General features: G+C 60.5%; 12 protein-coding genes. All 12 read right to left on the bottom strand.

Annotation, left to right across the window (positions count from 1 at the left end):
- Nucleotides 1–18: 18 nt before the first annotated feature.
- The 12 genes from ACQR1I_RS27435 to ACQR1I_RS27380 all read right to left on the bottom strand — a co-directional run bounded on the left by ACQR1I_RS27435 (nucleotide 19) and on the right by ACQR1I_RS27380 (nucleotide 15302).
- The gene (locus ACQR1I_RS27435; RefSeq protein WP_434869148.1) at nucleotides 19–1377 is read right to left on the bottom strand and encodes a tetratricopeptide repeat protein; all 1359 of its coding nucleotides are present in this window, start codon (nucleotides 1375–1377) and stop codon (nucleotides 19–21) included.
- Nucleotides 1378–1423: 46 nt separating this feature from the next.
- Nucleotides 1424–2407, bottom strand: a complete 984-nt coding sequence (locus ACQR1I_RS27430; RefSeq protein ID WP_434869149.1) for an SDR family NAD(P)-dependent oxidoreductase — start codon at nucleotides 2405–2407, stop codon at nucleotides 1424–1426.
- Between the two features lie 61 nt (nucleotides 2408–2468).
- A complete protein-coding gene (pelG, locus tag ACQR1I_RS27425) occupies nucleotides 2469–3845 on the bottom strand; it encodes an exopolysaccharide Pel transporter PelG (RefSeq protein ID WP_434869150.1) in 1377 nt (458 codons plus the stop codon).
- On the bottom strand, nucleotides 3842–5329 hold the full coding sequence (gene pelF / locus ACQR1I_RS27420; protein WP_434869151.1) for a GT4 family glycosyltransferase PelF: 1488 nt from the start codon (nucleotides 5327–5329) through the stop codon (nucleotides 3842–3844). Before pelF ends, pelG begins: the two co-directional genes overlap by 4 nt.
- Nucleotides 5330–6289: a hypothetical protein gene (locus tag ACQR1I_RS27415; RefSeq protein WP_434869152.1), complete on the bottom strand. Its 960-nt coding sequence runs from the start codon at nucleotides 6287–6289 to the stop codon at nucleotides 5330–5332.
- 9 nt (nucleotides 6290–6298) lie between these two features.
- Nucleotides 6299–7273 carry a hypothetical protein gene (locus tag ACQR1I_RS27410; RefSeq protein WP_434869153.1) on the bottom strand — a complete coding sequence of 325 codons (975 nt, stop codon included), beginning with the start codon at nucleotides 7271–7273 and terminating at the stop codon, nucleotides 6299–6301.
- Between the two features lie 188 nt (nucleotides 7274–7461).
- On the bottom strand, nucleotides 7462–8229 hold the full coding sequence (locus ACQR1I_RS27405; protein WP_434869154.1) for an endo alpha-1,4 polygalactosaminidase: 768 nt from the start codon (nucleotides 8227–8229) through the stop codon (nucleotides 7462–7464).
- A 104-nt stretch (nucleotides 8230–8333) separates the two neighbouring features.
- Nucleotides 8334–9248: an NAD-dependent epimerase/dehydratase family protein gene (locus tag ACQR1I_RS27400; RefSeq protein ID WP_434869155.1), complete on the bottom strand. Its 915-nt coding sequence runs from the start codon at nucleotides 9246–9248 to the stop codon at nucleotides 8334–8336.
- Between the two features lie 27 nt (nucleotides 9249–9275).
- Nucleotides 9276–10073, bottom strand: a complete 798-nt coding sequence (locus tag ACQR1I_RS27395; protein WP_434869156.1) for a sugar phosphate nucleotidyltransferase — start codon at nucleotides 10071–10073, stop codon at nucleotides 9276–9278.
- A gap of 171 nt (nucleotides 10074–10244) precedes the next feature.
- A complete protein-coding gene (locus ACQR1I_RS27390; protein ID WP_434869157.1) occupies nucleotides 10245–12152 on the bottom strand; it encodes a hypothetical protein in 1908 nt (635 codons plus the stop codon).
- 45 nt (nucleotides 12153–12197) lie between these two features.
- Nucleotides 12198–13547 carry an HlyD family type I secretion periplasmic adaptor subunit gene (locus ACQR1I_RS27385; RefSeq protein WP_434869158.1) on the bottom strand — a complete coding sequence of 450 codons (1350 nt, stop codon included), beginning with the start codon at nucleotides 13545–13547 and terminating at the stop codon, nucleotides 12198–12200.
- A gap of 30 nt (nucleotides 13548–13577) precedes the next feature.
- Nucleotides 13578–15302 carry a type I secretion system permease/ATPase gene (locus ACQR1I_RS27380; RefSeq protein WP_434869159.1) on the bottom strand — a complete coding sequence of 575 codons (1725 nt, stop codon included), beginning with the start codon at nucleotides 15300–15302 and terminating at the stop codon, nucleotides 13578–13580.
- Nucleotides 15303–15308 lie beyond the last annotated feature (6 nt).

Below are 15308 nucleotides of genomic sequence, written 5' to 3'. Positions count from 1 at the left end.
ATGCATCAGACGAGACGCTCAACGTTCGAGCGATCGCCAGACCGCATCGTGCAGATCGGGACGGCCGAGGACCAGGGCTTGCTTGGCGAGTTCTGGGGCGAGGTCGATTGGCAGGCGTCGGGCTTGCCAGAGGGACACCAGCCGATCAACCGCATCCGCTGGCGTGTCGATTTGTTGCAGAAGTCCGAGCCATTTCTCACGCTCTTCAGGTGTCAGACCATTCGGATCGCAACGGTTCAAAAACCAGCGCGCGGTCTCACGATTTCCCTCGGACAGAGACAGCCTGGCGGCAAACAGCGGACGCGCAAGCAGCATCTCGGTCGAGACGAAGGGGCGTATGGCGGACATGGCCTGCGTCCCAAACGTATCCGCCGCGTCTTCGGCGAGACGTGCCAGGGCAGCGCGATCGGCGCGATGGTGCAGAAGCCGCAGGAATGTCTTGACCACGATTGAGGATGCGTCGAGTCTGGCGGAAACAAGCACGAACGCATGGAGCTGCGTCGGGCTTGGATGCTCCACACGATCGGCCCAGCGTGCGAGCATGACCCGGGCGAGTTCCGAATGACCGCGACTGATGAATAGACCGGCCAAGTCAAATGTCGTCGCCGGCATCAGGTTTTCCCACTCCGATGCCAGCTCGGTGGCTGCGCCGGTCAACCCGGCCTTTGCCATCCGCAGGATCAACTTGCCTGATAAGAATGGATCTCGCCATGCAATCATCCATTGGCGTGCATAGCGAAGCGCGCGGTCTCGTTCACCATTCTGCAGGAGGACCTCAAGGAGAAGCAGGCGTCCTGTACTGCTGCTTGGTGCCGACATGCTTTCGGCTGCAGCCAGCCACTGCTGCGCTCCGCGCCAATCGCTCTCGCTTGCCAAAAGAGCGCCCAACCGCTCCAATTGATCGGTCTGGAGAAGTCCGCGTTTTGCATAGGTCGTCAGGATCGTCAGCTCGTCCGCTGTCCGTCCATGCAGACGATAGAGGGCAATCAACCGGGCGAGCTTGTCGGGGCTGGGCTGTATCTCCACAGCGTGGGCCAACACCGCGAAATAGCGATCGACAAGACCGGTCTCGATCAACAGGGTGTACTGCTTCTGCAGCGCGACGAGGTCGTCCGGCCGAGCGGCGAGATACTGGTCGTATAGCGAAATGGCGCGATCATATTCGCCAAGTGCGGCATGGGAGCGAGCAAGCGCCGCCAACAGGCTGGCGTCGTGGGGACGTTCTGCCAATTGTCGGTTGAGGAGGCGGATCGCCGTCTGGTAGCGTCCATCCGCCGCCAGCGTCGATATCTGCTCCGGCTGACGTTGAAATGCCGCGGCCGACATGAGACCCAGGAGCAGGACCAGCACGATGACAAACCTGGAGGGTGTCGTCATAGGGAGGCTTCCCCTCAGTATCGCGGTCGTGACACCGAAAAACGTTCTATTTGACGTATCTGTCGGTACGGTAGCAGGCAGAATGCTGCCGCACGAAATCGATTGTCTGTCTCAGGCCGGTATCGAGCGAGATGGTGGGCGACCAGCCCATCGCGCGACGCGCGAGCGAGTTGTCCGAAACCAACTTCATGACCTCGCTGCGGGCAGGGCGTAGCCGTTGATCGTCAGTTACGATGGGCTTTTGGACGCCCATCAAAGTGAGAATGCGATCGGCGAACCAGCCGACCGGATGGGTCGCGCCAGTGCCAAGGTTAATCGTTTGGCCATCGAGTCCGGGAGTGGTCGCGGCTGCCAAGAAGCCTGCAACCGTGTCGCTGACGTAAGTCATGTCGCGCTCAGGTGTCAGCGAACCTAGGCGAATTTTTCGGCAATCGATGGCTTGCGAAATGATCGTCGGGATGAATGCCCGAGCACTCTGGCGAGGCCCAAATGTATTGAAAGGGCGTACGGTCACGACGCTTGTACCGAACGATCGATGATAACTTTCAGCGAGCTTGTCTGCCGCGATCTTGGAAGCGGAATATGGCGATTGACCCTGCAGCGGGTGGCTCTCGCTGATCGGCGTGGAGAGGGCGGTCCCATAGACCTCGGACGTACTAGTGTGGATAACGAGGTTGCCGTACCGTCGCGCCGCTTCGAGGACATTCAATGTCCCCTCGACATTCGTACGCAGATAGCTCCGTGGCGCGTCATAAGAATACGGAATGGCGATGAGCGCGGCGAGATGGAAGACAATCTCCGCGTCCTTTAGGGCGCGGTAGACGAAGTCGCTGTCCTCGACGTTTCCGCTCACGACATTGACTGCACCGAGGTGAGCTGGCTCCAGGAAGGCAAGATTTCCGATCGAGGACGCAGAATTGTAGCGAACAATCGCCGTTACGTTCGCGCCGGCGTCGATCAGCGCATCAACGAGATGGCTTCCGATGAAGCCGGCAGCTCCGGTTACCGCGACCCTTCTGTTCGTCAGCATGTCAAAAATCCCAGGGTTGAGATGAACGAAACGTCAGTGCATCAGCGAGTCCACGACTAGGTCAAAGCGAGCTGTTGTTCGTGATGAACGCGTGAAAATGAATCCAGGGCAGCTCCTTCATGAGGAGACGAAAGCCGACGAGCAGGCTGGCTGCTGACGCAAAGAGACTGCCGTAGCCGTAGAACGCCGGGCCAAGCGGCAGAAACGCCAGCGTCAGCGCGCCATTGAGAACAAGAAAAGTGAACACGATCCGAAGGGCCGGGCGACGCAAGTCCATCAGCAGCAGGAAATTGAAGCAAAGGATGGCGCTGGAGTAGAATGCCATCGCGCAGAGAGCGATCCGCAGGATGCTCATATAGGCTGGGCGCAAGCCGAGCTGAGGCATGAACGCCAAGGATGCAAGAATCATCATGGCTGCGACAATCGTGAATGTTCCAAACAGAGCGACAATGCTTGAAAGTACAAGGCTCGTCGCGTCGCTGACGAGGTCCTTCAGATCGGTCAAGCTCGCGCGCGCCTGCATTGTTCGGTGGAATGCCGACAGGCGGGCTGAGAAGCGGGTTTCAACATGGACGACGAAGATCGCAATGACCGGTATCGACGACAATTGCGACCAGAACATCGCCGTGTCGTAGCTCGGCATCGTCTGAAAAAGCCCGGCGACGGCGAGGCTGTCGGAGGGAGCGAGGTGCCACATGACGATCTTGTCAATCCACAGTCCGAGCGCGTAAGCGAAGCCGGCAAGTGGCAGCTCCCAGACCTCGCGAAGTTCGCCGATCAGGTCGCGATCCACTATGATCGTGCAGCCAAATCTGCGGACGATGACGCACATCATGATCAGATCGATGATCGTGAAGCCGCCATTGAACGACAGCAGAAGAGACGTAACCGTGGTGTCAACCGGGATATGGCTGAACAGGAGTATTGCCAGACTTCCGCTGCCGAAGGCGAAGATGATCTGGTTGTGAGCGCGGATGGCGCCAAGAAAGGGAATGAGGAGCCAGGCGCAGCCGATCAGGAAGAGTGTCTGTATGCTCGCCAACGCCTCAATCGCCTCGAGTGTGGTTCCGAAAACATAGAATGGAACGACTAGCAGCAGTGCAATGACAAGAAATATGGCGAGTGAAAGCACGAGCACATAGTAGACGTGATCCTCGGAGCCTCGATAGATCTGACGAGATGCATAGCGGCCTGCGAAGAACGCCAGCGGGCTGGTTATGATCAAGGAGAACATTGAGTTGTAGATGACGACTGAACGGAAGATCGTCAGATCAAGGCATGTTCCGTCGCAGGCGGTGGCGCTCAGGAACGATAGACCGAGGACTGTAAAGAGCCACGGGCCGGCAACGATCATCGCTGCATAGGAATAGGCGCTGAATATGCCGGCAAGGGTGCCGCGCCGTGTCAGGTCCACAATGGTCGCGTTGTTGTTCATCATGCGTGGGCACCAGACGGGTTGGAGACGAGGTCGGTGTAGAGCTGCTCGTAGAGGGCCTTGACGCGATCTCTGTGGTAGTAAGTCGCGGTACGCTCTCGCATCACCCGACCCATTCCATCACGCAGGTCGTCGTCATTTAGGATGGTTGCGAGCGCCGCGGCCATTGCGCCGGGATTGCATGGTGCGACGACGAGCCCACCGGCGCCCTTGACCGGATCATCTTCGAATCCCTCGATAATCTCGCGACAAGATCCGACGTCGGTCGAAACCACAGGCAGTCCGGTAGCTGCAGCTTCCAGGACCGCAATCGGCTGCGCTTCACTGATGCTCGACAAAGCGAGAACGTCGGCCGATAGAAGATAGGTCCGGACGTCTGGGACCCGACCCAGGAAATCGACTGATGACGATACGCCGAGCTGCTCAACGAGTTGACGGCATCCGGCTGCATAGGCCGGATCCTCGCCTTCGGGACCGATGATGATGCCGAGCACATCCGGCACGAGGTCCTTCAAGAGCGCGATCGACATGATGAAGGTGCGGATGTCCTTGATCGGAACGATGCGTCCGATCATCAGCACGGTCGGTCGGCGCGATGCCGTGTTACGGGCAAGGGCCGAGAAGGCGTCAGCGTCGATACCGTTGGGGATGATACGCAGCTTCTTTTCGGGCGCGCCTTCCAGGTTCTGGATCAGCTGGTTGGCGCGATATTGGGTGGTCACGACATCGGCGGTTGCGTAGCTGATACGGGAAATGCATTGGAAGGCGTTGAGCCAGATCGCGCGGAGCTCGGTCGGGTGCGTGGGGATCCCGAACCCGCTTGCGCCGGAGTCGAACAGCCATTCCGAGACGGCGAGGTCGATGCGGCGTTCGTTGGTGTAGATTCCGTGCTCGGTAAGAAGCAGCGGGCGTCCGGTCGCAATCTTGGCGAAGCTGCCGACAAGGCCAGAGAATCCCGTCGCTGAGGCATGGAAGATTTCGACGCTCGGCAATCGGGTCGTCGCGATGGCCAGCACGCTACGCAACAGGAAGCGCCATGACCAGAAGAAGTCGAGCAACGGGCTGCGGGGCAGGAGTTTGGCGTAAGCAGCCTCGATCGCGAGCCATCCCGCCCGCGAGTCCAGGAGCGCAGCTTGGCTGAAGCCTGTCGCGAGAAGTTGCGAGATGAGCTGCCTGAAGATGGCGTCATCTCCGGTGATCATGGAGGAGTGCAACAGGTGAAGAAGTTGCTCGATCTTTTCGTGGTCTTGCCGCGACGGAAGCCGTCCGGCCGGACAAGCATCCAGAATGATGTCGGTGAGTCCGACAACGTTCGGCGGGAAGTCGTAGCTTTGACGGCGGGCTTGGCTTGAGACGCCGATGGCGATGATGTGGAACCGGAGTTGAGAAGAGGCGCGCATGAAGGCATCGGCCCACGATGCGACTCCGCCGACGACGTAGGGGTAACCCCCCTCCACGATCATGCAGACGTCCGCGTCGCTCGACATCTAATTGCTCCGGCGGTCGGTCGTGGTGGAGGTCGCGTTTGCAGGCGCTTCATGACGCCATCGGACGGTTGCATGGTCCATCTCGACGAGGCCTGGTTCCAGCGGATTGATCTCCCTGGCGCGTAGAAGGGCCGCCATGGCTGCGTCGGCTTCGCCCCTGGCTTGCGTGGGCTCGAGCAGCCCGCTCGCCGCATAAGCCAGCCGGGCGTCAGCGAGCTCCAGAAAGACTTTGGCGTCAGTCGTCTCGATTGCGCTGTTCGCCTGGCGTTCGCCGATCCTCCGACTAAAGAGGGCATTCAGCCTTGCGATCACCGTGGCGGCGAGCACGCGGACGGAGGCGTCAGGATCCTCCAAAGCCCGCTTGAGCAGCCGCGCCAAGCTGGCATCGTACGTCCTGAACACGACGGCGAGTGCCTCCAGCTTGTCCGAGCGGGAGCCATCGATCATGACGTCCATCAAGGGGCGGACGTTCCGGGCGCCGTGGATCCGAACACGGTGGTTGCGGAGCGCGCTCTGCAATCGCTCCGCTGGCGTGTCGCCCCTACGATCCGTCGGGGCCTCGGCCAAGTCCGCGGACTCCCGTCGATGTACGTGCGGGGTTGATCGCAACGCCAGAGCGATGGCCACAATGGCTCCTCCGGCGCCAACAAATGTCGACCAAGCGATCATTTGGAGAGCGACGTTGCGCTCGCGATGGATCGGACCGAAGCACTTGAACACCGAGACGGCGAGCAGGATGCAACTGACCAGGTGGCAAGCGAGATATTGGCTGAATGCGATGAGGCCAGCGAGCAGGGCTGTGAGGAGTATGAGCTGCCAGCCAAGGAGGACCGCTGCAAAGCTCACAAGGTGAAGCGAGATAAGGCCGCTACGATCGATCACGGGCATGTCAGCAACGCGCATGTCGCGTCCCTGGCCTGTATCGCAGGCAAGTGATTTGAAGGATTGAGCGGAACCCATTGTCGAATCCTAGGCCTGTTGCTCGGGAACCGTGGACAGGATGGTCGTAAAGGCGCGTTTCAGGTTGTCCAGGCGACGGTCGAGCCGTTGATCGTTGGATGCGTCGGGCGGGACGAGGTAACGGATTGCAGCAATCGGGGGACAGCGACCTGTCGCGTTGGAGCGCAACACGAGCGTGCGCTGGCCAATCGGCGAAGCCATCGGATCTTCGCTCGGCTCGCAGCTGCCATCCAATGGCGCTACCGACGTCAAAGGCCGCCGTATGTCGTTTTCGATGGCCAGAACGGGCTGCAGGAGTCCGTCACTCCGGACGAAGACCGTGAAATCCTGCGCGCCGGTCGCAGTCCGGAACAGGTCGCCCAGGCTGGCTGCCGCACTCGTCCTGCTGCTCATATCAATCCGGGACAGAGCCTCGGTGAAGGTGGCGACAGTCGCAGCGTCGGTGGCGATGCGTCGCTCCAGAGCCGTGATCTCTGTGAGAGCATTCTCGAGCCCGTTGGCGAGGTCATTGGCGCGTTGCTCGAACAGAGACAGCTCGTTAGCGAGCTCACTCGCTTGATGGATCTGGAGGCTGCGCAGTCCGCCGAGCACCAACGCGGTCGCGAGCCAGAGTGTCGGCTGAAGTGCGGCCGCGCTGGCATAGACATAGAGATCCTGTGCCGCAGATCCCGGCGGTATCGCGAGGAGATAGAGAAGAGATGCCGCCGAGGCGGCGATCGTGCCACCGAACACGCCGTACTGGCTGGATATGAGCAGCACGGGGATCCAGTACGGGTGCGGCAGGCCGGAGATACCGGAGAGGTGAGGAAACCAGAAGGTCAGAAGGGCAGTCGCCGCGAGAATGGCCGAGGTCTCCAGTGTGAATTTCGGCCAGTTCGCCAGCGACAGTGATTGGAGCAGTGCGAAGTCCGGCCCAGCTGGCGCGTCGATCGGCCGAACGATTTGCGACGAGGCAGCTCCATCCGTGACGCAATCCGTCGTCATCACGCAAGTCCTCGGTGAGCCTGGACGCGGGTGTTGGTGACGATCGCGCGCCTCAGGAGTGCCTGGGTTCCATTTTGAAAGCTAGCGGCCGCGAGCCAGCAACGCCAATGCAGACCTCTGACGCAAATCAGTGAAACGGCGCGGAGCGGTCGCCAATGCACTCGCAATGATGGGGATGCGAAAGGTCGTCAGCTGGGTTCGGGCACGATGCTGTCAAGCAGGCGTGTCGCGACATAGGGATGGTGGCCGAAGGCCCGTTCACGGCGGTAGAGCTCAGCGATCATCTTGCGGTCGCCGGGATCCCAGTAGTCGAGGCTGAGAATGGGGAGCGGCGGCCGGCGTCTTGCCGCTGGCGCGAGCAAAGCCCTCTCACGTGCAACGGCGTCAGGATCGGCAAGTACGAAGTGTCCCTGTCCGTCCGGCACCGTCAGCAGGCTCTCCACGATCACTGCGTCAATCCTCGGCGCGAGGTCGGCAAGCAAGTCATAGCCGCGGTTCATGATCACAGTCATGTGCGGATGCTGGTCGCGGATCGTGTCGACGAGCGCGATTGCCGCCGCCCGCATTCCCCGGTAGCGCTCAGGGTCGGTTGACTCGAGATATGTGGCAGTATCCAAGGTGTCGAGCATCAGACCGTCAAAGCCCGCGGCCTCGATCGAGGGGATGACTGTATCGAGAATGAAGGAGCGCCAGGACGAATGTCTGACATCGACCCGACGCGTTCCAGGCCAGTCCGGGTTCGGCTCGAGCAGTGCTGACGCGTGAAGAGCATAAAACAGAGGATCTCCGGTTCTGATCTCGCAAAGGCTCAGATAACTGCAAACGCGAGCGCCGCCCGCGCCGATCTTCGTGATTGAGCCGCGATACCCACGGTCCAAAATGACGATCTGATAGCCATCAAAAGCCACATCGTCGGCGATCTCTCCATAGAACGCGAGCCATCGGATTGAGCTCATCTCCTGCCTGCTTGCTGACGGGCTCGATAGCGAGCCCAGACTGATTGCAGCCGCCGAAACCCAGCTCGCGCCGATGATGCATCTCCGCCTGTTCAGACGTAAGATCATCGGATGTGGCTGCTACGCGATTGGAACCTGGCCGCCTCGGCGATGCGCGACATCAGCGCCGGAAAGTCGGTTTTGGGTGGCGCACATCCGAGATCCGAGAGGAGTTTTGTGCTTCCGACGATGGTCGCCAATTCCTTCTCTCTGAAACGGGCGCGGTCGAGCTCGACCCGGACCGGCTCGCCGAAATCGACGATCATCATCTCGACCAGGGCGCGCAGAATGGGAGCTTGGCCGCTGCACACATTGACGATGCCGCGTGCCGCCGGATGATCAGCCAATCGACAAAGCAGGGTAGCGACATGCTCGACGTCGATCATGTCTCGCCTCACATCGAGATTGCCGACCCTCAGTGTTCCTCCGCCTCGCGGCATGGACGCGAGCTGCTTCGCAAAGTCACCGATCGCGAGATGAGAGGGCATGTCTGGCCCGAGCGCGTTAAAGATGCGAGCAACGAGGACGGGATGTCCGGTGTTGTCGGCATAACGTAGCGCGGCGTGGGTCTGCGCGTATTTGCTCATGCCATACTCGGAGCATGGCGCGCATGGCGTCGACTCCTCGATCGGCTCTCCATCGCGTATGGCCGAGCCATACTCGGCCGCGCTTCCTGCAATCACCAGCACCGGGCGTGAGTGAACCGACGCCAAGCCGTCGAGCAGAGCCTCGGTCATTCCGAGATTGATTCGCGTCAGTTCCTCACCAGGCCCAACTGCTGTACCTGCCAGATGAAAGACGCAGTCGGGGTCGACGGTCCGTAGAATGCCGGCAAGCGTGCCGGCGTTCCAATCGTCTCCGCCCAGAACGATATGCCTGCCGTCAAGCCTTAGCTGGCGGCCGATCGTATAGACCTCAATACCGCGACGACCAAGCGTCCGTACGAGATGTCTTCCGATGAAGCCGGAGGCGCCGGTCACTAGCGCGCGATGCATCACGACAGCGCGCTATGCATGACCGAGAAAGGCGTCACGATCGCGCTCGAACATCTGCTGAGCCAACGCAAAGTCGTCCGGACGGCCGATATCGAGCCAGACGCAATCATCCTGGAAACATACCACGGTGCCGTTCGCAGCGTGAATCTTGAGAAGCAGGGTGGGCATATCGAGATAGTCGACGTTCGATACATGTGGCCGGATGGCGGCGCGATCGAGAATATAGACGCCCATGCTCACAAAATACTTGCTGGTTGGCTTCTCGCGATAGGCGCTCAACCGGTGATGGTCATCGAACTCGATCAGGCCGAAATCGATCTTGTTCTCTCGCTCGAAGACGCCAATCGACGCATCCGCCTTTTCGGTCACATGGTTGAACGCCATTCTGCCGAGATCCATGGTGGTCAGAAGATCGCCGTTGGCCAGGAAAAAGGTCTCATCCAGGATATCGAGCATGTTGCCGAGCGCGCCTGCGGTTCCGAGCGGCTTGCTTTCATTGCTATAGCGAAGCTTCAGCCCGATCGACGCGCCGTCGCCAAAGTAGGCTTCGATCAAATGTCGAAGATGATTGACAGCGATGATCACCTCTTCAACGCCGTCCGACTTCATTCGCCGCAGCAGCAGTTCAAGTATCGGCATGTCGCCAAGGGGCATCAAAGGTTTCGGGAAAAGAGCAGAGTAGGGATGCAATCGGGTTCCCTTGCCGCCGGCCATGATGACGGCCTGCCTCACGAGCGGCGCGTTCGGGATTGCAAGACGCTCGGAGTGACCGCTGGGGCTGTGCTCGGCTAGCAAGATGTGCTTGTTCATGATCATCCTCCTGCGAACTGCTGAAGATTGCGACACCATCTCGATCCAGAACGTCACGATACGAACTCACGACGATCGAGGCGAAGCAAAAACTCTGACGTCGATCAGTGCAGTACGAGCAAGTCCGTCAAGCATGACAGTGAGCCGGCGCGATCAATCGGGGCGCGCGAGCTAATCGGCCTCGGAAACGCGGCAGATGATCTCGATCGTAACGGGATCAATGGCATTAGCCGGTATTGCGAAGCGGAGCTGTCCGACGGCATCGGGCTCGGCGTTGTCGCGCCACAGCTCGCGGTCGGATTGCGTAACGCTGATCAGATAGCCTCGGGCGCTCGCGCCAGACCAGGAGAACGTGCCGGGACCGAAACCCTGTGCCTCGAAGCGCGTCGCGCAAGGACCTCTCGTTACATGTCGAATCTGCCATCGACTATCGTCCAGGGCCAAGGTCCCCGGCAATGTCGCTTTCGAGGAGGTCATGACGATGACGGCCGTTTCGACGTCCTCGTCGAGGGCGAGGTAGAGCGCGTGTCCGACGCGCCGTTGTCCAATGACGCCGACGCTGCCATCGATCGACGCGCTCATGCCGTCGGCGTCATCGAAGCGGATCGTCTGCAGGGCACCGCGGTTGCCAATACGCCACGATCCGCTGCCGTCTCTCTCGATGCGTGCGCTGAAAAATCCGTCGACGATGGCGGCATAACGATCGGCGGAGATGGGAGCCAGCGCGGCGGTGTTCGCGATCTGCAGGATCCGGCGTACGCTTTGAAGGAGATCCGCCCGTTCTCCGACATGAGCTTGATAATTCAAATTGAAGGGTGTCAGCCGCGGCGGACCTTCCGTCCTGGCGAAGGTCTGCTCGAGCCCGGCGAGATCCCCCTCGTTCGTGGCGCCTCCGGCATCAAAGATGACCCCGGCGTTCAAAGCCGTATTGACAACGCGTTGGGCTGGGATGCGGGGGCTGGCGCTGACCAGCGGCGACAGGTTGGAGATCGAAGGGTATTCAGCGTCGAATCGTGACCGTGGCGCCTCGAAGCGACGCCGGGAGTTTCGAACGCCGGGTGTCGCAAGGATGTCGTGCGCGATCCGTCTCGCCTCGAGAGCGCTCCGGCCGGACTTTGGAAACGCGTCATCGGGCAGATCGATCGACGTCGGCAGGTCGGGAAAGGCGCCGATGAGCTCGTGCAGAACGACACGGGCCGCGGTCGCGCCGTCATCGCGAAATTGCTCGATCGTGCTCGGCCGGCTCCAGCCCTCTGAGCCAAACAGGTTGAAATAGATCCGACGGCCGGAAGCCGTGGTCGTGTCGGGGATTGGCTCGCCCTGAGAGCCGAGCGCTGCACGAAAGAAGGTAATCGGGTCGATGAGCCAGCGTCCCTGATACACGGGCTGTGTCGGATGACAAAACTCGTAGTTCAGGGCGGCATAGCCGCCGCGTGGCCCGATGGCGACAGGTACCGTCGTGCGGCCGGATTCATATGCTGGCAGCCGAAGCATCAGACCGATGCGTGTGTCCGCGCCGGCTGGTTCGAGTACCGGAAAATCCGGGAGAACTGGATCGAGATGGCATTCGAACTCCAGGAGCTCCGGGTCTTTCTCGACGATACGGGTCCCAAGAGTTGGCGATACGAATGTGCCGGTATGACGCAGGCCAGCGAGCGCGAGCAGTCGGTTGACGACCGCGATATTGTCGGGCCCGACCGCAACACCGATGTCGCCGAGTATGATGAAATGGATGTCTCTTCGTGCGACCTGATCGGCCCATGTCAGATAGTCATCGGGATTCTGGACCGGGCCGGCGAACCACGTCAGGACCGCGCGGTATTGGTCGAGATCGGCGTCATCAGGCAGCTTGTCACGGACGTCACGAAAGTCGAGGATGAAGCCATCGTGATTGAGCGGCAGCTCTGCGAAGCGATGCAGCCTCGTGAAATTGATGTTGCCGCCCTCTTGTCCACCGTCATAGAGCGCCAGGAGGTGGCGTTTGACTGGGCCGATCTGCGGGGCGCGTGCCGCGGCATTGCTGCATCCGGTGGCCCAGATGGTAGAGATGACGAGCAGTATAGCGAGTCGTGTTTTCATCTGCATATGCCGCCGTTTTATTCAGCGTCGGATCAGGGGGCAGAATCATCGCTCCCGAAAAGCTCGCCCAAGCTGATCTGCGAGGGGCTTGATGAAGTAGGACAGCGCGCTTCGGGAGGGAGTCTGGATGAACGCGTCGACTGGCATGCCCGGCAGCAATTTGTGGTTGCCGAGCGCTGTAAGATCGGCGGCATTTGGTAGGATACGAACCGTATAGTAGAATTGATTGGTTTCGCTATCGCGGCTCGCATCGGGGGAGATGCGGGTGACCGTACCGTCGACCTCCGGCGTGGTCCGTTGATTGAAGGCGGTGAAGCGCAGCGTGCTCGTCTGGCCAGTCTCAAGTTGCTCGATGTCGGAGCTGGGAATGCGGACTTCCACTTCGAGCGTGTCGTCGCTCGGCACGATCAGCATCAGCTGCTCTGCCGGATTCACGACCCCGCCTATGGTGTGGACGCTCATTTCATTGACGATACCGTCAATCGGCGACCTCAGCTCAACATGCCGAAGCTGGTCTTCCGCAGCGATCTTGCGCTCCATCAGCTCTGCAATGCGGCCTTCGATATCGCGCAACTCCTTCTGCGAATCGGCCAACCGGCTTTGGCTCAGAGCGATAATCTGTAGATTCGCTTCGGTCATCTGGCCGCCAAGCCTAGCGATTTGCGCGGTGAGCGTGCCGATCTCACCTTCGATACGTGTTTGATCTCGTTGCAGACTGAGGACACGTGTGATCGGGAGTAGGTTCCGCGTGTAGAGATCGTTGACGCGATCGAGTTCCTCGCGGATCAAGACGAGCTCATGACCTTTCGCTTCATTTTGCCGGGTCACGCCGGCGCGTTCCTCGTCATACTGCTTGATCCGCTCTCGCAGCTGGGCTTGCTGTCCTTGCAAGGCTGCGAGGCGAGCCTGGAACAGGCGCGTTTCGCCATTGGCGACGTTCGCGGCCGCGGGTCCCTCCGCGGAGAACTCAGGCGGAAACGACAGATTTTCGAGGCCGTCGCGTTCGGCGGTCAGACGGAGCTTACGGCCGTTCAGCTCGATCAATTGCGAGGTAACAATGCCGAGGGTTGCGCGTGGCTGTGTATCGTCCAGCCGAACCAGGAGATCGCCGGTGACGACGCGAGTCCCGTTCCTCACCTCGATCCGTTGGATCGTCCCGCCCTGGGCGTGCTGGATTTTCTTGCTGCTTCCAGCCGAGACTACGATCCCGCGCGCAACGACGGCGCCGGACAGTTTCGCCAGGCTGCCCCACATGAATATCGTGAGGACGATGGATGCGGAAAGGAACAGTCCGATCAGGATCGGTCGCCACATCTCGGCGATATCCGGCCCGACGGCCGCTTCGGCGCTGGCTGGTCGCGGCGTTGGTTTGAGGGCGAGAATTGAAGCAGGCATCCGTTCATTCCTCCCGCTGGCCGCTGGCCTTCAGCCGACAGCCGTACGAAGCGGTTGACGCAGCACTTTTCTAAGAACGTCCTCCTTCGGACCGAAAGCAGTGAGTTGTCCGGCGTTGATGACGGCAACGAGGTCGACGGCATTGAGCGCGCTTGGTCGATGGGCGACGACGACCGCAATGCCATGGCGATCTCGGATACCTTGGATGGCCGTCGTCAGGCTTTCCTCACCGTCTGAATCGAGATTGGAGTTCGGCTCGTCCAGGACGACAAGAAATGGGTCACGGAAGAGGGCGCGCGCAAGCGCGAGGCGTTGGCGTTGCCCTGCCGACAGGGCGGATCCGTCAGGGCCGACATCCGTTTCATATCCGTTTGGGAGGCGCAGAATCATGTCGTGGATGCCTGCCGCTTTCGCGGCGGCGATAATGGCCATGCTGTCTTTTTCATCTTCCATGCGGCCGATATTGTCTGCGATGGTTCCGTCGAACAGCGTGACATCCTGTGGCAGGTAACCGATATGCTGTCCGAGTTGCTTGGAAGACCAGTGATTGATCTCGGCACCGTCAAGGCGGATGCAGCCCTGCTTCAACGGCCACACGCCGCAGATGGCGCGAGCCAGCGATGATTTCCCGGCAGCGCTCGGGCCGATGATCGCCAAGGCCTGTCCGGCGCGCAGCTCGAAGCTGATATTGGACAGGACGAGACATTGGGTGCCGGGAGCGCAGAGCGTTGCGTTCTCCAGGGACAATCTTTGTGTTGGAGCGGGAAGCGCGAACGGCGGATCCAGAAGTGGCAGGTTCCGGAGCGTTTCGGACAGGCGTCTGAGACTTTGCCGAGCGGCGAGGAACGGCCGCCAATGCGCGATGACCTGTTCGATCGGCGCCAGCGCTCGAGAGGTGGTGATCGATGCTGCGATGATCGCGCCGCTCGTAATTTCACCGCGGACCGTGAGATATGCGCCGAGTCCGAGCATGCCCGATTGCAGCGTAAGCCGCATGAAGCGCGACACGGACGTCAGCCTCGCAATCAGTTGGCTCGAGCGCGTCTGTACGGCCAGATATGAGCGATTGGCTGCGTCGAACCGTTGAGCGGCTCTGTCCTCCAGACCCATCGCCTTCAGCACCTCAGCGTTTCGTGCCTGGGTGTCCGCGATGCCGTGCCTGGCAGCGTCGGCGCGTGTGGCGGCAAGGGCATCCTTCTGCGTCAGCCATTCCGTGAGCAGCGTCAGCATCACCAGCATCAGCATGCCGGCGAGGCATACCAAGCCAAGCAGAGGATGGAGCACGAAGACGAAGGCGAGATAGACAGGCATCCATGGCAAATCGAGAAAGGCGACGGGTCCGCCATTGGCCAGGAAGTGTCGAATGGCGTCGACATCGCGCATGGGTTGTTGCGCAAGCGACCGCGACGCGCCTTGGAGAGGCAGGTTGAGAACCGCAAAATGCACCGGGCGTGCCATGCGCCGATCGAAGAGCGCCGCAGCGTGGCTCGATGCTTGGCTACGCAGCATGTCCAACGTGCCGTGAAAGGCATAGAGCACGATCATGAGGAACGACAGAGCAATCAATGTCGGTACGCTGTGGCTCGACAACACCCGATCATAGACCTGGAGCATGTAGAGCGAGCCTGTCAGAGCAAGCACGTTGATGATGCCGGAAATCACCGAGACACCCAGGATCGCGCCCCGAAAACCTGCAAATGCGGCGCCCGGGGTCGCAGGCGATGTGGCACCGTTCGCGATCGGCGAGTAAGGCAAAGCGTG

The sequence above is a fragment of the Bradyrhizobium sp. HKCCYLS2038 genome, from assembly GCF_051167655.1.
Classification (GTDB): Bacteria; Pseudomonadota; Alphaproteobacteria; order Rhizobiales; family Xanthobacteraceae; genus Bradyrhizobium.
The sequence above is the reverse complement of the archived record's forward strand: the minus strand, read 5'-3'. Positions and strand labels throughout refer to the sequence as shown.